We start from the raw sequence: 19725 nt of genomic DNA, 5'->3' as shown, positions 1-19725 counted from the left end.
GTCCGGGCCTTGAAGTCAATTCAAGAAAGCGAACCGCTAGTTCTGATTCCGATCCAGCCAGCGATGCAGAACACTCGTAAGCCGTTCCACATCAAGGGGTTTTGACACATGTTCATTCATCCCGGCCTGCACGGCTCTGTAGGCATCGTCAGCAAAGTCATTTGCTGTCAGAGCTACAATCGGAATCGTCAGGGCATCCCGCCTCCCGCCTTCCTTCCCCATGCTCCGGATTGCTGCCGCTGCTTCATATCCGTCCATAACCGGCATCTGTATATCCATCAGGATAAGGGAATAGGTTCCCGGCGGATCGGCGGCAAACAGGTCCACCGCTTCTTTCCCATTAACCGCACAGGCTGTCTCCAGCCCCATCATCTTTAACAGCTCTTGTGCAATCTCCCGGTTTATATCATTATCTTCCGCCATAAGGACCCGGGTTCCGGGCGTAAACGGCTTACGGCTGCTCTGTCTTGTGCTCTCCGCTCTGGCTTCTTTCCGTTCCTCCAGTTTCAGAAACACAGTTACCGTAAAGCGGGTGCCTTCATCAAGCCGGCTCTCTACCCGAATTGTACCGTTCATCATCTGAACCAGGTTGCGGGTGATCGCCATACCAAGGCCCGTCCCCTGCACTCTGCTTACTCTGGAATCGTCCGCCCTCTCAAATGGAGAGAAGAGCTTGGTGAGGAATTCAGGCGACATGCCGATTCCATTGTCCTCCACAATAAACTCATAGCAGCCGATTGCATTTCTGCCGGATGACCGCTCCTGTGCTCTCAGGGAAATAGAACCTCCCGGCTCCGTATATTTTACTGCATTAGACAGCAGATTCAGCAGAATCTGCTGCATCCGCATGACATCTCCCCGTACCGCGTCATCGGTAATATCCGAGCGTAGCGAAAGCCGCAGACTCCGGGCGTCGGCATCCGGCCGGATAATCTGTATCACATCATCCATCATCTCGCTGAGAAGGAAAGAATCCTCGCAGAGTCCCACCGTTCCGGATTCGATTTTAGACATATCCAGCACTTCATTAATCAATCCCAGAAGATGATTGCCTGAAACCCGAATCTTGGAAAGACAGTCCTTCATCCTTTCCCGGTTATCCATCTGATGCTCTGCAATGGCAGTCATTCCCAGGATAGCATTCATAGGCGTGCGGATATCATGGCTCATTCTGGACAGGAAATCTGATTTTGCTTCGTTTGCTCTCCTCGCCCCCTCGTATGCTTCTTCCAATGCATGCTTGGCCGCCTTTTCTTCCTCCAGCCGTTCCAGTTCCTTCTGTTTCTCCATACTGACATTGCGCAGAGTAAGAATAACCGTTTTGATATCCGCATTATCCGCCGAAACCGGATGAACCTCCAGACGCAGCCAGGGAGAGGGTGCCCGCCCCTTATCATTCAGACGAAACTCCACCTCCACATGTCCGCTGATTAACGGCAGACTTTGTATCAGGAATTCTCCTGTGCAGACACGGGACACCCGGAGACGGTCCTCCTCCCGCACATTTGGCAGCAGCCCGCTGCACAGATCCCCTGTAAAACTTCCGGTACGCGGAAATGACAGGACATCATATGCCTGAGGCAGACGCACAGCATAATATTGATCCTTTGTCAGGTTCACATAGAAGATGCTCATGTAAACTCCGCTTATGGCCTGAAGGGCTGACTGGCTTAAATGGAGCCTCTCGTTATTCTCCGACAGGGTCTCTTTCATTCTGTGTATATTCCGGATGGTTCCAACCACACGGAAGGGCCTCCCATCCTTCTCAATGAGACGGCTGTTTACCTGATGCCACTGATATTCTCCCTCCCGGCCGTCGGGTATCATCTTCCGTACCTCGAACATCTCGGCGCGGCCGTTGCAGATGTTGTCAATCACGGCCGGCACATCCTCCGGATAAACGATATGACCATAGGCCAGCTGCCGGCTGTAATCAGCAAGTTCTCTCCTGATCACACCCGATCCGTGCCTGGGTTCATAGCTGATAAAGGTGTCCGAATCAATCAGATATTCAAACATCACGTCGGAACTGGCCTCCATTGCCACCCGATACATTTCCTGTTCTCGTTCCAGCTGCTGCTGCAGCCGCTTCCGCTCGGTAATATCCACGAAGGTACGCTGGATAACCGCCTCCCCCTCCGGTGTCCGGTCAACAATCATGTTCGTGCCGTCAAGCCAGCGGCGGGAACCATCCCACCACATTACCCGGTACTGCCGGTCCTGCCGGTCCCCTATCTTTTCAAGCCGGCTGTACGTCTGTTTGAGCATAGCCCGGTCTTCCGGTACTACGGTTCCCAGGACCCCGTCATGCCAGTCCTTCATTCCCTCCTCCAGATTGCTGTAGCCCAGAATGGAGATTGCAGCCTGATTGACAGATATCAGCTCATAAGTACCGTCGTTGTGGCGGACAAACCGGAGAATTCCACAGGGCACTGTATCGTAGATGCTGGTGAGCAGGGAAGTCTGTTCCCGCAGCCGCTCCGCGGCTTCCTCTGTCTGGGTTATATCCAGATACAGGCTGTTGACCATCCATTGTCCTTCTTTATCCTGCGCCTTTTTACCGCTGTCAATGATCCATTTCAGACTGCCGTCCTTGCAGCGCACCCGGTAACGGGTGGAATAAGAGACTCCTCCGTCCCGGAATGCCTCAGCACAGTCTGAAAGAGCATGTTCCAGATCAGGAGGATACACGGCGCCTACTGCTGTCCCGCCTGTAACCTCCATAAATTCTTCTACTGTATAGCCAAACAGGGCAGCCGCCTCCCGGCTTACAAACGCAAATGAATAGGTATCGTCGTCCCTGCTTATTTTCAAACCTCCTGCGATCGATGACATGACCACGTCCATCTGACGGTTCTGCTGAACCGTCTGTGCCTCCAGAGCCAACAGCCGCTCCTGCACATAATCGTAAGACTGGCGGCCGATTTTTTCAGGAAAGAACTCCCCTCCAACCATCTCCTGGTAGGGGTTGGAGCAATGAATATGGGCACATTTAAGTCCTTGCGCCGTCTCCTGAAAGACAAATGTTACCCGCTGGTGCACCCTCAGGTACATCTCCACGTCAGGAGCAGTTTCAATCCACATTCTTCCGGACACCACATACAGCCCCGATACCGGCTGGATCGCCTCGTATTCCTCATTCTGAATCGTACAGCGCGGGATCGTACCCCCGAACTGACGGAACATTTTTTCAATAGCATCATGATCTGCCAGGAATTGTTCCTCACCCGCGCCTATCCAGGTAACCTGCGGAGCAAAATAATCTGCTACTCCTTCCGGATTTTTCTCACAATAATGCATATGCATCAGACGGCTCGAGAGAGTTTTTGCCTCTGCAAGGCGTCCGCGCGTGTCTTTCCAGTTTCCCATCGTGTAACCACCTTTCTGCGAACCGTGTACCAGTAACTTACCTTTAACGATAAAACAACTCGAAGTCAGGCTGTTTTTGTCTCCTTCAGCCTGCTCCGGAATTGATCCGCATCCTCAAAACAGCTCTGTATGTTCTGATAAAGCGCACGATAATCCAGAGTCTCCATCCCCGCACGCAGAGGTTCTACTATGGCACACACCGCATCATAGAGCGGGGTCAATCCCATATTGCCAACTACCCCCTTCAGTGTATGCGCCGCCTCAAAGGCCGACTTATAGTCCTGTTCCTCCAGAGCCGTTCCCAGCTTCTCCAGATTATCATCTTTAAACAGCATATCCAGAATCCGAAGGTACATCTCTTCATTTCCCATAAATCGGTTCATCGTATTCTCGTAATCAGCCCCGTAGAGCTGAAATATTTCTTGAAATCTGCTCATGTTCAGACCTCCTTCCAGGAAATAAAATCATATAATGTCTGATACAGCCGTTCCGGCTCAATTGGCTTCGCCAGATGAGCGTTCATACCCGCCGCCCTGCTCCTTTCGATATCATCATCAAACGCATTGGCCGTCATTGCGATGATAGGAATGGATTTTGCGTCCGGGTTGCTCAGATGTCTTATGTTATTTGCCGCAGCCAGGCCGTCCATGATAGGCATACGGATATCCATAAGAATCACATCGTAATATCCCGGTTTTGATTTACTGTACAGCTCCATAGCCCGAAGACCGTTTTCCGCAGTTTCAACAGTAAACCCTTTATCTTCCAGCAGCATCACAGCCACTTCCGTATTCAGCGCATTATCTTCGGCCAGCAGTACACGCTTTCCTCTAAAGTCATAATCATTCGTTTCAGACAGCTGCTCCTGTTCTTCCTTATCCCCCAGGGCTCTTGAAAAGGCGGAAACCAGAGAGGATTTAAACATCGGCTTGCTGACCAGCAGGTTGACACCGGCCAGTTTGGCCTCGTGCTCAATGGCAATCCAGTCGTAGGCTGTCATAATAATTATAGTAACCTCGTTTCCAACGATTCCCCTTATCTGGCGGGCCGTCTCGATACCATCCATATCCGGCATCTTCCAGTCAATCAGAATCATGTCGTAATACCGGCCGCTCTCCCAGAGGTATTTTACCTGATTTACCGCCTTTCGGCCGCTGTCCACCCATTCCGCGGTAACCCCGATTTCTTTCAGAGTTGCTACCGTGCTCTCGCATACCGCCACATCATCATCCACAACCAGTGTTTTCAAATGGGAAAACTGCAGATCATGCTTTTTCTGATTGTGTCTCAGTTTTTCTTCCTCCGTGATACCCAGCTTGACATCCACGGTAAATTCCGAGCCGATTCCTCTGATAGACCGCACCGTAATCCTGCCGTCCATCATATCCACTATACTTTTGGATATCGCCAGCCCCAGGCCGGTGCCTCCATAAAGAGAAGTCGTGCCGATTGACTCCTGGGTAAACGGTTCAAACAAGTGCTGAAGAAATTCCTCGCTCATGCCGATCCCCGTATCATTCACGATAAAGCGCAGTACCGCGTCATTCTTGGTGCGCCTGTGCTGGGAAGCCGAAAAGGTAACCTTGCCGCCCTCATTTGTAAATTTAATTGCGTTGCTCAGTATATTAATCAATACCTGCTGCAGTTTCATCGCGTCCCCGATATAATAATCATTCAGGACCGGGTCCACCACACACTCATACTCCACTCCTTTGGAGGAAGCCTGGGTATAGCAGATAGAATTAATCCCGCTGATCAATTCTTCTGTCGGTATTTTTTCATTTCTCAGCAGCATTTTTCCGCTTTCAATCCTGCTCATGTCCAAAATATCATTGATCAGAGACAGGAGAAATCTGGAAGAAATCCCGATTTTCGACAGACAATCCGACACCTGCTCATCATCTCCGATGGAGCGGGCCGCAATAGTGCTCATACCGATGATTGCATTCATCGGCGTCCTGATCTCATGACTCATACGGGAGAGGAAATCCGATTTTGCCGCATTGGCCTGTTCTGCCGCAACCAGAGCTGCAGCCAGTTCTTCTTTCTGGCGCTGCTCTTTTCTGACGATGTCGGTTACATCCCTTCGGGCCATACATACCCGTCCCATCTCCTGGCTGATATAAAATAACTGCATACGCTTTATATGGAGATTATCCTGTTTATCCCTCATCTCAATAATAAAACTGTAAGGCCCCTGCTGATCCAGCCGTTTTTTCATATAATCGAAATCCAGCTTTGACAGATATTCTTTTACATTTTCCTCATCCAGATAGTTCTCCGCAATTTCCCGTATACCCTTCTGGAAGTCACCCTCTTTTATAATACAGTCCTTCTGGTTCTCATTATAAGAAATAATCCGATTGATATTCCGAACTATATCAATCTCCGAAATAACATCATAATCTACTTCCGTAATTTTGTTCAGCAGCTGTTCCTGCAGCCGCTGCTCTGTAATATCGAAGGTATAGACAAATCCAATGATATCTCCCGTTTCCGGATTCAGGCAGGTCCGAAAGCTTGTGTTGGACCAGAACAGCATTCCTTCCCGCCGGCGCAGGAAATCAAAGTGGTAATCCGCCTTCCCTGCGGCAAAATCGCTTAAAACCTTCTCCCTCTCCAGGGTGCTGCGTATCTCTTCGCCGTATGAACGGTCCACAGCTGACTCTGCCAGGTTCTCTATAATCTGCTCATAGGTACCGTCCACGAAAGGGATCGCAGAGTCAGCGGTCGAAATATAATTTTCCAGTTCGTTCTGGGTAATGTTAATCCGACCCTGAATACTGCCGCCTTCCGCCGACATCTCGGCAAAATAGGCCAGTTCCTGCTCGTAGAGCTCTTTCATCCGCTCCTGAAGAATTTTCTCTTCCGTAATCTCTACAAACACACAGTAAAAATACCGCTCACCGTCTTTCTCCGTGAACAGCTGCGCCTTAATTGATATCCACTTTACCGTACCATCCTTGCAGATCAGGCGGTTCTCATTGTGGATGGTATTTCCGTACTCCAGCTGTGCGTTCAGCTTATCCGCCATGATTTCCATATCTTCAGGCCAGATCACGGCTGACATCCGGTTGCCCATCTGCGCGAATTCCTGCCTGGTATACCCCAGAAACTCAAACAGGCCGTCATTGGCATCGATAATGGAAAAATCATTGTCAAACCGGCAGCGGAATACAGCTCCCGGAATATTATTATAAAGATGCAGGACTTCCTCCTGGGCTGCCCTCTGTTCTGTGATATCAATGCATACTGAGACAATTGCCGGCCTTCCATCCTCCGCCGTCAGCACTCTGCCCTGATCGTGCACCCAGATATAGGAACCGTCCTTTTTCCGCATCCGGTATTCAACAATATACTCCCCTTTTTCCCCAAGCTGAACATTCACATCCTGTTCCACACTCTCCCGGTCCTCCGGATGCATACAGTTTGAAATCATACCGCCGATATCTTCAACAAATTCTTCCTCGTTCTGATAACCCAGATAGTTTAGCATCTGGCGGTTTATAAAGTAATAAGGGAAACCCTCTTCCATGTATCCGCCCATCATACCGCCCGGCAGAGAATCGTTTAAAAGCTCCTGACGCTGCTTTAACACATTCTCTATCACCAGTGTCCGGGGATAGTGCTCCTCCGGCTTCTGGCTGACGCCCGGCTCCGCGAAATGCAGGCTGTATATCAGCCATGTCCCGGCCTCCCGCACCAACGTGAAAAAGCCGCGCAGATGCCAGGAATAAATAGAATTTTTCAAGGTCATCTCCGCAGCCAGGTTATATATTTTATCTCCGATATTCTGTTCGTGAACAGCAGAAAGGCGGCACTGAAACGGTTCCTGTATCTCGCAGATATCCTGCCGCAGATATTCTCTCATTTCTGTCTTACCATCCGCACATTCTCCGACGCCGGTACCCACAAAGCTTACAGTGTCTGCCAGGTATACGAGGGTTCTCTCCACGTCACACAGAGTAAACCAGGTATGACAGAACGCTTCTGCCGTTTCCCAGGCTGTTTTTTGATTAACCATTTATCTCGTCCTCCCATAAACAGCATTCTCCTTTGTATCTTGTTTTTGCACAGTACAGGGCCTCATCCGCCCGCCTTATCATTTCATCCAGAGCCGCTCCTGTATCCCAGAGGACAATCCCGGCTGAGCAGGCCCCATTTTTATTGCCCGCCCCATAGCTGTCCCGGAAAGCCCGGCAAATGTCCCTTCCTTTTCTCAGAGCATTTTCTCCTGAACCCATCCGTTTCATAATCACGACAAACTCATCTCCGCCATAGCGGGCTACAATATCGGATTTCCGGGTGTGCATGCGAAGCAGAGACCCGAACTTTACAATCAGCTGATCTCCTTCTACGTGTCCATATGTATCATTAATCTCTTTCAGATTATCCACATCAAATAAATAGACCGCCAGAGGCGCATCCTCCTTGACGAGAGAATCCACCGCACATTCCAGTCCTCTGCGGTTGAGCATACCGGTCAGATAATCCCGGCAGGCTTCATCCTGCAGAGCACGTTCCCGTTCTCTGGATGCATTTATGCCTGCGGCACGCTCCACACGCCGGAACAGACTTTCCTGCAGATGGGGCTTGCCTGCGTAGTCGTCCGCCCCTGCTTTCAGGGCTTTGTCCTCCAGCCATTCATTCCGGGGTCCTGTGACGATAACCGGAATATTCCAGACCGCCTTTTCCCTCTGAAGAATATCCAGTATGGAAAGTCCGTCCGCCTCCTTAAGCGTCAGGCTTAAAACTGCCGCGAATAATTTATGTCCATAGGACGACATATAGTTGGAAGCCTCGTCACCGTCGGCAGCCTCCACAACCTGATACCGTCCCTCAAATGTCCTCTTTACTTCTCTCCGGTAATTCTCGTCTTCGTCAGCTACCAGCAGGACTCTGGAAGCCAGCCCGGCCTCTTCTCTCTTCTGCTCTTTCTGTTCAGAATCTCCGTCCTGCCCCTGAATCAGCTTTTCAAACTCAGAACAGGGCATAGGTTTGGCAAAATAATACCCCTGCACATAGTCGCAGCCAATTTCCTGCAGACGCATTAACTGCTCTCTTGTTTCCACGCCTTCCGCCACCACGCTTAAATTCATCCAGCGCGCCAGGCCCATAATGAATCTTAAGATCCCCTGATTGACCGGTTTGGCCGTCTCGCTCTGAATAAATTTCATATCCAGTTTCAGGATATCCAGCGGCATCTGATTGAGCATATTCAGAGAAGAGTACCCGCTTCCGAAGTCATCCATTTCGATCACAAATCCCAGTTCTCTCAGATGACTTACCGTATCAATAATCTGTTTGGGATTTTCCGTATAGGCACTCTCTGTAATCTCCAGATGAAGCAGGGAGGTGGGAAGTTTATATTTCTGTATACCCTTCATCAGAATACCCGCGATGTCCGCGTTGTAGATGTCGGCGCGGGATACATTCACCGAAACAGGAATGTGCGGATACCCCTTGTCATCCCAGTCCCTGAGAACAGCACAGGCCCGGTCCCAGACAAACTGATCCAGCTTGGTAATAAAGCCATTGCGCTCGAACAGCGGAATAAACTCAGCCGGAGACTGAAGCCCCCATTTGGGATGATTCCAGCGGACTAAAGCCTCAGCGCCTGCCAAACTGTCGTCCTGTATCCGGTATTTGGGCTGCAGATAGATTTCAAACTGTCCTTCTTCCAGTGCCGCTTCCATTCCATCCGTAATTGCCTGCTCATGAAGCAGCTTATCCCGCAGCGTATCATCGTAGGAAGCAAAATATTTACCATACTGTCCCTTGATGCTCCGGGCGGCCAGGAGTGCCCTGTCACACATCTGCTCCACAGAAACAGTACGTTTTTTAATCGGGTAGATACCCCATTTCATAATTACATTTTTCGCATCGGTCAGCGTATTGATCCGGTTCCCTGCATCCATAAACATCTGATCCGTGTACTCGCAGCGGTGCTCCAGCAGACAGGCAAACTGATCCGCATTGATCCGTCCGCAGATACCCATATCCCCGGACAGTTCCTTATACATATCCGCCACCCCGCAGAGCAGGCGGTCTCCGGTGGGAATACCGAATACATCGTTAACCAGTTTAAAATTTTCGATGTCGGAACAGATGATATCATAAGGCTGGTCCGGATGCCGGATCAGAATGTCCCTCACACGCTGATAAAAGAATTCTTTGCTGTAGAGCCTGGTAAGCCTGTCATACTGAACCTGATTGATCATAGCAGCCGTTTCTCTCAGATTTATGATGCTGGCTACCCGGTGCAGGATAATCTGCGGCTTGTATGGCTTGGCAACAAAATCTGCCGCGCCGTGAGACAGTGCGGCAACCTCGTCGGATTCTCCGTCGTTCTGTGTAGTGACAATCACCGGGATCGCGGAATACTCCGGATCTGCTTTCACGATGGACAGAAAGGTATACCCATCCATGACAGGCATCACGATGTCCAGGAGTATCAGGGAAAGCTCCTTTTTGTGATCCCTTAAAATATCCAGCGCCTCCTGCCCGTTTTCCGCCTCCAGAATCTGATATTCCTGTGACAGAATCTCTCTGAGCATCATCCGGTTAATTTGATTGTCTTCCACAACCAATACTTTTTTCTTTACAATCATTGTTTATCCTCACTATCCCGTATGCAGGCTGCCGTTTCCCGATCTCCATCCGGCCAGTCCGAATGTCAGCATGGCCAGCCCGCTGCTTACACTTATCTTTTTGTATTCTGCCCCCTGCTTTGAGACAGATACCCAGTTTTATTGTATCAAAGCGGTTATCAGATTACAAGTTTTCCCTTCCCAAAAGGAAGCTCTTCCGGCTTATTTCTGATTCCGTCAACATGGAAACCTGGTTTACAAACAAAAATAGGCTGCAAAAACCTCCCGTCACCTGGGTTTATGCAGCCTAACGTTTATAACAAACAATTCTCCCGGAACTCCCGCTTTGGGCTCACAGCTTTGCGCCGTCATCGCTCAATTGTTGGGAATTGCCTTCTGGTTTATGATAGTTTAACATAAGGTGCCGTAAAATGGAACCTGCCGTTTGATTCGTGTTGAAATGTCAGGACATGCCAAAACAGAGTATAGTTCTATTCCGGCAGTTTCTAAAGATCCTTTTTTTCCACGCCGTACCTAAGTGTTTTATAAACGGCAGTCCCGATTTCCAGCAGAGTGGCGATAAAGATAATAGCCAGGATAACATTGGTTACAATCGTTTCGTCCCATTTGGAAATAAAACGTTCCACACCGTCCAGCTGCTCTCCCAGCTGTATCTTTATCTCCGCCGCAAAATCCGGATTCCAGAACGGGAAAACCTTCAGCACAATAATGCTGAGAATCAGCTGTATGATTCCGGTAACAATGCTGCTGATCATAACCATCTTACAATAGCACCCTGCGATCAGACGCACCACCTCATCCGCCAGGCCGATGAGCAGACTGAGGGCAAATACCGGCAGTATGATATTCCACCGTTCCAGATTAAACACCGGTATCACACTGACCGCCTCACCGTTTCGGATCACGGCCGAAAAAATATTAGGTACAAAGATCAGCAGCACACAGAATATCACGATAAAGATAATTCCCACAATACTGTCCCCGCGGCTGATAACCGCTTTCTTATGAGGGACAGGAGAAAGATACCTTGGAGTCCAGACATTCTTCTTCCCGGTAAAGTTATCTCCCAGATCACCCACCGACCACTCTTTTTCCTTTTTCAGATCCAGCTTCACCTTCTGCCTCTCCATAATGGCAAATACCAGGGTAACGCCGCCAAAGGCTCCCACGCAGGATATAATACTGTTCCCGATCGCCTTCGTAATTCCATAAATAACTCCGGTTGCCATCGCTTCCACACCGATTCCGGCGGGAACCGGCAGTCCTTCCCTTAACCCTTCGATGACCGACACTGCCAGCACCGGCACCAGGGTACAGATCAATACAATCTTAACAAACCACAAATAGGTATCATAATATTCGGGTCCAATAAGATAGTGGGTGGGTTCCTGATACTTCTTGGCGAATTCTGCCGGATTCCCAAGCTTGGTCAGGACATCCTCCATGGTTTCCGCCTCTTCCAGCATATCCCCGATCAGTTCCTGAAGTTCCAGTCCAACTTCATTTCTCTGATCTCTGGGCAGACGGCGCGTTACCTGATAAATATACCGCTCCATTAATTCTCTATCCTTCGGTGTCATACTCCATCCTCCTCCAACAATCGGACCATGCTGCCAGCCAGCCTGCTCCACTGATCTTTCAGCTCTTTATAAATCTCCGTCCCATACCCGGTCCTCCGATAATATTTTCTGGGTTTGGAGCCGCCGGTCTCCCATTGACTCTCCAGAAGCTTCTGGCCTTCCAGCCGCCGCAGCAGCGGATACAGGGTATTCGGGTCTATCGACACTCCCTTTTCCTCCAGGCTCTGTACCAGAGCATATCCATATTTGGGCTCCCCCATTTGACTGAGCACACTCAGGACAAGGGTCCCCCGGCGCAGTTCCAGGAGAAGGCCGCCAAGCAGATCTTTTTCTTCACCCAATATCCTCACCTCCTGCATGTATTATACTGTGTAACACACACTATTGTCAATATAATATTATAATATAATTCACTATATTGTTTAGATAATCCTTAAGAAAGAACAAATGCAAGGAATAAAGTGGGCAAGCCCGCAGTGGCTCCCCTAACCCGTTGTAAACAAAAACAGTGCCCTGCGCACATGGCAAAGCACTGTATCCACATCTTATTTCTTTTTGCGTTTATAGATCCGCGCGATTCCGGCGCCCGCAAGGGCTGCCGCCGCAGTAGCCGCCGCTGCTGGGAGATACCTCCGCACTGTTCCAGGATCTTTCCGGCCATCCGGCTCCTCCGCAATGCTTCCGCCCGCGGAGGGTGATGTCTGATCCATATTATGATCAGCTGTCTGGTCCGGCGCCTGAGGCGCAATATCAGCCGGCTTCCCGTCAGAAGCATCCTTTTGCGCCTGCTGTTCTGCGGATGGGCTCTGCCGCTCCGGTACCGCGGCAGCAGATGCATTCTGCTCTGTTTTTCTGCCGGAGGTACGTTTGGGGACACCAGTTACTATCACCAGCTGCTCTGTTTCCGCCGGTAATTCAGACAGAATCGGACTGTCTGTATGGGCCGGTTTCCCGGACGGCGTTTCTTCCTCATCCGGGAAGTCCGGAACCGGAAAAGTTTCCGGGGTATCGGCCGGGCCCTTGTCTTCCTCCGGAGGAAGAATCGGTACAAACGGCGGCACCGCAGGTTCTTCCTTGCCCGGGCGGTCATGTTCCCCCTGGCCTCCGCCTCCGTGGTCTCCGCCCTGATCCTCGTCCATTTTCCAGGAGCCGTCCTCATTCGGCGAGACCTTCATGACCGCTGTCTCCCCCGCAAAGGCGGAACCGGATACCGCCAGTTTACAATAGAAGGGAAAAGGATTATCTGCAGGGATACAGATAAGTTCATCCTCATCATCATAGGCGGCCGCCGCGTCATAGACCTCCTTTAATTCCCATTCCGGGCTCCAGTCTATGTTCCCCTGATACCAGGTCTCCTTATCAAAAGAGAACATCCAGGCAACCCTCTGAGCGCCATTGGGCCATGGAAAAGTAAAGACAGGAATCAGTCCTCCCCGGTTCTGCAGCGCTACCTGAAAGGGCAGTTCGTCCGGCAGGATATGTACGGTAAGCACCGGTGCAGGCACACCCTCTTCGATGCGAATCTGCTGCTTCTGCCAGCGGTCCTGATCTTCCCCGGACCAGGCCGGATTGGCGGTATAGGCGCCTGAGACTGTAAAACTCCCTTTCCCCGAACGGATTCCGGCCTCATATTCTTCCCGGTTCCAGGCAAGGGCAAATTCCCGGTCCAGGTTTGGGTCATCATTCAATGGGGTGAGAGAGCCGGCCGCCGGCAGAACTGCCGCCTCATATCCGGTACCCTGCCGGATGTATATATGATATTCATAATCCCACATATAGCCGAATCTGCTGTCGTAGGGATTGCTATAACTTTGATTATCCGGATCTGCGATTCGTATAACCGTGCCGGTGTGGCCTTCCGTGCGGATCAGCCCCCGATCAAAAAGCTCCTGCTCACGGGGCGACGGCCTGTCCGGTATCCCGTAATTACCTATGATATCAAAGCGGTCCGCACCGCTGTTCAGACCATCCAGATAAGACTGCTCGTCCCATTCAACCGTAAAATCCATTGACTCAGCCTCGTAAGGACTGTTATCCTGTATAAGACTATCATAATCCATCAGATACAGGGATGAAAAATCCGGCGGGGAGTCCCGCTCGATCCAGAGAGTTAAAATCTGCATATCAGGATCGGGTTTATAAACCGCGACAAGGTCATCCGGGCGGATATGAACGGTGACTTCAGGTCCTGATTTCATTTGGATTCTGCCTGCGTCCCACAGCTCATAAGTTTCGTCATCCCACCAGCCCAGGCCCGGATCAGGAGGCTCGTACCGGCCGTGGACAATAAACGTGCTGCTGCCCTGATTCATGGCTGTTTCATATTCTTCCTGATTCCAGCTGCAGATAAAGTCCAGATCGTCTCCCCACCCGCCGCCGGCCCGGCAGAGACTTTTATATCTTCCCGCCTCTGCCTGAAAAGTATCGTAGTCCGCGTCCTTCCACAGGTAGACATCCGTGACGGGGTCCATATCCTCATAGTACATAATTTGTCCGTCTTCAGAAGCACTTGCCGGGACTACAGTGCAGACGAACAGCAAAACACATAGAAGAAGAGAGGCAATCCGATGCAACGATTTCATAAAAAACAATTCCTTTCTCTGGCGGCAGTTCTGGCCGCTCTGGTGCTTTTCCTGCTGTTGTTAAATCAGGTCTATTACAAAGACAATAAATATACAGCCGGGCCTCCCTATGGAGAAAACGGTGTATTTGCCTTCACGGAGGCGGACCTTAACCGTCCGCTCTATCTTATAGATGGCTGGAATCTAAACGGAAACGAAGTTTTTATCGGACAATATTCCAACTTTTCCTATCTGCCGGACGGCAAATCCCCCTTCGGCACAGGAACCTACTCCCTTACACTGCGCTATGACGGGGAACCCTGTACACTGCTTCTGGAAATTCCGGACATTTTTACAGAATATGTCCTCTTCATAAACGGCAGAATGGCCGCCGGCGGCGGTACCGCACAGGTATCTGTGCCGGTTGGGAACGGAGATACTAATCTTAAATTCATCACCGAGAACCAGGGCCACTATTACAGCGGGCTCACCTATCCGCCCGCTCTGGGCACGGATCAGGTCATCGGCCGCCTGTTTTTTATACGGACCCTGCTCTATGCCGCAGTCTGTTTCTCCACGCTCACACTTGCCTTATTTTCGGCTGTCCTCTGGCTGTCCCGGTACCGGGACAAACTGTTCCTGCACTTCGGCCTTCTCTGTCTCGCGTTCTCCGTTCACTGCGCGCACCCACTCATCTGGCAGTCCGGCCTGTCGGGCAGGCTTTGGTACGCACTGGAGGACATCTCCTGGCTCTTCGTGCTGGCTCAGGCGATCCATCTGGCTGCAGTTTCCGCCGGCCTGGGACAGGCCAAATGGTACCGGCGGCTGATACGGCCTGCCGCCCTTGCCGCCTGCCTGTTCGCTGCGGTCTCCATATTAATCATCATCCCTGCCGACGGCAGTTTCATCGGATTTTACGGCGGCTTCGTCGATGGATATAAAGTCGTATCCTGGCTCTTTCTCGCTCTCTGCGCGGGCATAGGACTGTTCTGGAACGGTACGGGGACCGGCTCCTTCCTATTAGGCGCCGCCGGGATTCTCGGTGTCAGCCTGCTGATTGATGTATTCGATTCCAATCAGTATGAACCAATATATGGCCTGTGGCAGAATGAATATGCCGGGCTGCTTATGGTTCTTCTGTTTGCGGGACTGATGGTGCGCCGTATACTTTTCCTCTTGCGGGAAAGCCGGGAATTACAGGCGCTGTCGATTCAATATCGGTTCGCTGAGGAAAGCGCGGCGCGGATGCGAAGCAGCGCCGAACAGATACATGCCATGAAGCATGAATTAAACCACCATATCGAAGCGTTGGCCGCCCTCTGTGAAGAAGGCTGCCTGCCACGCATAAAAGAATATATCGCGGAGCTTCGCACGGAAAAAGATGCGCTGCCGGTGCTGGCCTATTCCAATCATTTTCTGGTTAATGCCATGCTCACCGGCTATCTGGAACCGGCACGCCGGAAAGGAATACAGATAAACTGCCGGGTGCTGATACCAGAAGAACTGCCGCTGCCGGATGCGGAACTGTGCACCCTGCTCTCCAATATTCTCCAAAACGCGGCTGAAGCCTGCGCCTCTCTTCCCGAAGGCAGCACTCCATTTATCCGCTTTGAAATGACGCTGAAAGGCAATCTGCTTTCCTTCCTCTGCGCCAATGCAGCGCCGCCTGGTTCCGGCGAAGGACTCCTGCCTACCACCAAGAAGGACAAAGAAAACCACGGTTTCGGTCTGTCCGCCATTTCCCGTATTACAGAAAAATATAACGGGACTGTCAATATGTCAAAAGAGGGCGGTGTCTTTACCCTGCGGGGCGTTCTCTCCATGCCGGTCCGGCGGTGACAGGTATCGCTGATCCGCCCGCCGGCGATCCGCTTTCTTTAACCTAATTCGAGTATTTACCTTTTATATATTCAGCCACACACTCCACTTCCGGAAACAAAGCGGCACGGTTGATGGAAAATGTATCCAGCTCATTCAGAATATTTTGTTTCCCGGTAATCAGGACAACTTCCTTTTTCCCGTCTTTTTCATAGCGAAACTCTTCTAATGAGCGGGTCTTATTCCTCAGGCCGCACAGGATAAAGGCGCCGTCCTGCTTGACAATACGGCTGTTGTTTTTCAGTGCATAGACGATATAGCTGTTCAATATATCATCTTTCTCAATTTCAGGCTGAAACGCAGGCTTCTCCAGCCTAACTTCATGGATCAGCCGCCTGACATGCCGGTTAAATGTATCGTGATCAACTGTGCAGTCCTCCGCCAGTTCGCAGAAGCGGCGCTGCAGATGATATGAGAACACAGGCAGACTTGCTAATATGGAGATGGTATCGCTCTGGGGATACTTAATCTCATGCTCTCCTGCCGATATCAGCACCAGCTCACCATAGCCATTGGGACGGCTTTCACACGCAAAATAAAGAGCTACCAATGGATTTCTGGTTATATCCAGCAGCCGTGTGGGAAGTCCGTAGTGCTGCATCTTCACCAGCTTCTCAAGGTGAGAATGGCAATGTTCAAAATCCCCCGGACAGTTGATCAGCAATTCGTGGTACATGATGCTCTCATTCTGCTCCAGCCGTTCCGTCCTCATGATGGAGGGCAGCAGAGAATAGTTTGGATCTGCATGGCCCCGGAAAAAGAGCTGGCCCTTCCTGCCGCTCATGGAACCAAGAAACTCATTGACAGCGGAAATAGAAGAATAAAAATGCAGATCCACCTTATCTATGTTAAAGACAACTCCCTGGGAGACCTCTATCTTCCATCTGATATTCTGAAACTCCTCGCCGCTGCCAAGCAGTTCCCTGGTAAAATCTTCTCTCTCCTTTGAATTTTTCCAAATCCGGTAAACCCAGTTTACGATCCCGCTGGATTCATCATACGTCAGTTCGTGCACTTCCGTTTCAGCATACGCCGTACCGCTATCCAGCTTCTGCTCCCATTCCTCATACGCATGCTCCCCAGTGGGATATGCGCCGTCATACAGCGGGGCATAGTTCGATTTAGCCGCTGCAAGCCTCATACGCATATCATCTTTTTTGATTCTGCCATATATGTACATGCTCATGTCGCAGTAGCCGTCGGAGATCATCTTATGAAAACAGATGTTCCGAAAGGCCTGCCGTATTGCCTCAATATGGTATAAATGTTCAAAGAAAAAGGAAAACATAGTTCCTCCTTTCATCGTAGGCATACCTTGTTTTTTATTTTTACAGGGGCAGACAGTTTCGATCTGATAACAGATTCACTATTCGATGATCTCCTGTACCCGGCCGACCTGTCCGTCCTCCAGCATCACTTTAATGCCATGGGGATGATAGCTGCTTTTCGTCAGGAGCTTTGCTACCGTGCCCTCCGTCAGCTTGCCGGTGCGCTGATCGGCTTTCAGAACAATTCTGACAGCGGCCCCTATTTTAACATCTGATCTGTTTTGTCCATTCATAACTCTTCTCCGCCTCATATTATAATAAAGATACATTTACTGTTGAAAAAGACGACCATAATCGGAACGATCGTCAATCAAGTAATCCATATACACCGTATGTTCTTTTAACTGTATTTGATAGACTAGCCACAAATGCTTCCAGAAAGGTATGACATGATATCTGGCAGGAATATAGCTTAAGTTCCGTACACCACGCTGCGGTAATTCTCGCAGCGATTCGACCGCTTCGTCGAAGGCATCCGCCAGACGCAATGCACATTCTATTCCATTGTCAACGGCAATCTGGACTGCGTATTCTGTCAGCATATCCGAGGTTACAGGAGCAACAACTACCTTATACACGGCACCTCTCCTTTATGGCATTCCTCATACGATCGCTGACTTCTCTGGCCGGAATATCCTCCAAACCGCTTCGCCGCAATTCCTCTACCTCATTCAAGCGTTCACGCAGGTCTAGGGCTGCTTCTCTCCTGTTGTAGGTCGCAATATCCATGACTACCAGATCACCCTCACCATTTTTAGTCAGAAAAACAGGCTCTCCGGTACTTTTACATATTTCTGCGATTTCATTATAGTTATTTCTAATCGTTGCTGAAGGTTTGATTATCATTGCCATCTATAAACTCTCCTTTGTCATATCATTATTAATGGTAATATTATAGTAAAATTATACTATGATCCGTTCAGAATGTAAACTTTATAGAGAAGCTTTCCAGTTCCAGTGCACATTAATAACCCGCAAAAGCCCAGTAATACTGCGCCTTTGCGGGTTCTCTTACCATCAATATTTTCACTTACATCACGAACATCGCGTCTCCAAAGGAAAAGAATCGGTACCGCTCTCTCACGGCTTCCTCGTAAGCGGCCAGCACATGCTCTCTTCCTGCCAGCGCCGAGACCAGCATGATCAGCGTAGACTCCGGCAGATGAAAATTAGTGATCAAGCCGTCCAGCACTTTGAACTGGTAACCCGGATATATAAAAATTTCCGTGTCGTCGCTTCCTGCATGCATCATGCCATTTTCATCCGAGGCGCTTTCCACCGTACGGCAGCTGGTGGTTCCCACACAGATCACCCGATGGCCCTCCGCCTTTGCCTTATTGATCTTGGCCGCTTCGGATTCCAGCACCTGGTAAAACTCCGAATGCATGTGGTGATCCAGCACATTGTCCTCCTTGACGGGCCGGAAGGTCCCAAGCCCTACATGAAGCGTTACCGTGGCAATCTCCACACCCATCTCGCGGATCTTATTCAATAATTCCGGTGTAAAATGCAGACCGGCTGTGGGAGCAGCCGCAGATCCCTCGTATTTCGCGTAGACGGTCTGGTAACGGTTTTTATCTTTCAGCTCATGGGTGATATAGGGAGGCAGAGGCATCTGCCCCAGCCTGTCCAGAATTTCCTCGAAGATACCCTCATAGGAAAACTGAATCAACCGGTTTCCCTCGTCCACCACATCCAGTACAGTCCCTCTTAACAGGCCTTCTCCGAAGGAAATAACCGTCCCCGGCCTGGCCTTACGCCCAGGTTTTACCAGCGTCTCCCATATATTATTTTCCTTTCTCTTTAATAAAAGGACTTCAACTTTAGCGCCGGTTCCCTCCCGCTCTCCGATCAGCCGGGCAGGAATGACTTTCGTGTCATTGATTACCAGGCAATCGCCCGGATGAAGATATTCCGTTATCTCATAGAAATGCCGGTGGGTCCATTCACCGGTTTCCTTGTTTACTACCATCAGTCTGGAACTGCTCCGGTCCTCCAGGGGGTCCTGTGCAATCAGCTCCTCGGGCAATTCAAAATTAAAATCCGATTTTTTCAGCATTTTATTTCCTCTTCTCTCAAATTCATTCTTAATAGTATACTTCTATTTCCTTCCTTCGTAAAGAGATTCTGTCGGCCGCAGCCCGGTTTCCCCGCCGGTCAAACGATTTATTTCATCCGAACAACATTTATTTATCACCCCTGTTTAAAATCCAGGTTAAATTTAAAACATCTCTGGTCATTTTGCACAAAAACGTGTACAATAAGACAAAACAAAGTGGGCAAGCCCACAGTGACTTCCCTAACCCCTCAATCTTTGAGGGGCTTGCACGCTTTGCGCGCCGAGCGTAGTCAGCTTCGCTGACGTTCTCCTCTTACGCGAGTGCGCATACGCAATTGC

Annotated in this window: 13 protein-coding genes; 1 reads left to right on the top strand and 12 read right to left on the bottom strand. The window is 50.2% G+C overall.

The genetic code is table 11. The annotated features are described in order from the left end of the window. Positions 1-36 precede the first annotated feature (36 nt). The 7 genes from ABCW47_RS03205 to ABCW47_RS03175 form a co-directional block, all read right to left on the bottom strand. A complete protein-coding gene (locus tag ABCW47_RS03205; RefSeq protein WP_343208421.1) occupies positions 37-3369 on the bottom strand; it encodes an ATP-binding protein in 3333 nt (1110 codons plus the stop codon). Positions 3370-3434: 65 nt separating this feature from the next. Beyond that, on the bottom strand, positions 3435-3806 hold the full coding sequence (locus ABCW47_RS03200; protein WP_343208420.1) for an Hpt domain-containing protein: 372 nt from the start codon (positions 3804-3806) through the stop codon (positions 3435-3437). Between the two features lie 2 nt (positions 3807-3808). Further along, positions 3809-7393 carry a response regulator gene (locus ABCW47_RS03195; RefSeq protein ID WP_343208419.1) on the bottom strand — a complete coding sequence of 1195 codons (3585 nt, stop codon included), beginning with the start codon at positions 7391-7393 and terminating at the stop codon, positions 3809-3811. Continuing rightward, positions 7386-9980 (bottom strand): EAL domain-containing protein, encoded by a 2595-nt coding sequence (locus ABCW47_RS03190; RefSeq protein WP_343208418.1) that lies wholly within the window; start codon positions 9978-9980, stop codon positions 7386-7388. Before ABCW47_RS03190 ends, ABCW47_RS03195 begins: the two co-directional genes overlap by 8 nt. Positions 9981-10465: 485 nt before the next feature. Next, positions 10466-11560, bottom strand: coding sequence for an HAAS signaling domain-containing protein (locus tag ABCW47_RS03185; protein WP_343208417.1), 1095 nt, complete (start codon positions 11558-11560; stop codon positions 10466-10468). Further along, a complete protein-coding gene (locus ABCW47_RS03180) occupies positions 11557-11910 on the bottom strand; it encodes a PadR family transcriptional regulator (protein ID WP_343209580.1) in 354 nt (117 codons plus the stop codon). Before ABCW47_RS03180 ends, ABCW47_RS03185 begins: the two co-directional genes overlap by 4 nt. Before the next feature lie 195 nt (positions 11911-12105). Beyond that, positions 12106-14142 (bottom strand): hypothetical protein, encoded by a 2037-nt coding sequence (locus tag ABCW47_RS03175; RefSeq protein ID WP_343208416.1) that lies wholly within the window; start codon positions 14140-14142, stop codon positions 12106-12108. Between ABCW47_RS03175 and ABCW47_RS03170 the strand changes: the two genes are divergently transcribed. After that, positions 14128-15960, top strand: a complete 1833-nt coding sequence (locus ABCW47_RS03170; RefSeq protein WP_343208415.1) for a sensor histidine kinase — start codon at positions 14128-14130, stop codon at positions 15958-15960. The two genes, ABCW47_RS03175 and ABCW47_RS03170, sit on opposite strands and share 15 nt — an antisense overlap. A 43-nt stretch (positions 15961-16003) precedes the next feature. Here ABCW47_RS03170 and ABCW47_RS03165 read toward each other — a convergent pair whose 3' ends face one another. From ABCW47_RS03165 to queA, 5 genes are all read right to left on the bottom strand, one after another. Then, positions 16004-17287, bottom strand: coding sequence for an FRG domain-containing protein (locus ABCW47_RS03165; protein ID WP_343208413.1), 1284 nt, complete (start codon positions 17285-17287; stop codon positions 16004-16006). A 78-nt stretch (positions 17288-17365) separates the two neighbouring features. Beyond that, a complete protein-coding gene (locus ABCW47_RS03160; RefSeq protein WP_343208412.1) occupies positions 17366-17560 on the bottom strand; it encodes a YwbE family protein in 195 nt (64 codons plus the stop codon). Positions 17561-17596: 36 nt separating this feature from the next. Further along, positions 17597-17905 carry a type II toxin-antitoxin system RelE/ParE family toxin gene (locus ABCW47_RS03155; RefSeq protein ID WP_343208411.1) on the bottom strand — a complete coding sequence of 103 codons (309 nt, stop codon included), beginning with the start codon at positions 17903-17905 and terminating at the stop codon, positions 17597-17599. Then, positions 17898-18179 carry a type II toxin-antitoxin system prevent-host-death family antitoxin gene (locus ABCW47_RS03150; RefSeq protein ID WP_343208410.1) on the bottom strand — a complete coding sequence of 94 codons (282 nt, stop codon included), beginning with the start codon at positions 18177-18179 and terminating at the stop codon, positions 17898-17900. The genes ABCW47_RS03155 and ABCW47_RS03150 overlap by 8 nt, the downstream gene beginning before the upstream one ends. 178 nt (positions 18180-18357) lie before the next feature. Next, complete coding sequence (gene queA / locus ABCW47_RS03145) at positions 18358-19386, bottom strand: tRNA preQ1(34) S-adenosylmethionine ribosyltransferase-isomerase QueA (RefSeq protein WP_425516048.1); 1029 nt, start codon at positions 19384-19386, stop codon at positions 18358-18360. Between the last annotated feature and the right edge of the window lie 339 nt (positions 19387-19725).

The organism is Anaerolentibacter hominis, assembly GCF_032380675.1.
GTDB lineage: Bacteria > Bacillota > Clostridia > Lachnospirales > Lachnospiraceae > Anaerolentibacter > Anaerolentibacter hominis.
Note: the sequence above shows the minus strand (reverse complement) of the source record. Positions and strands in the feature narration are given on the sequence as shown.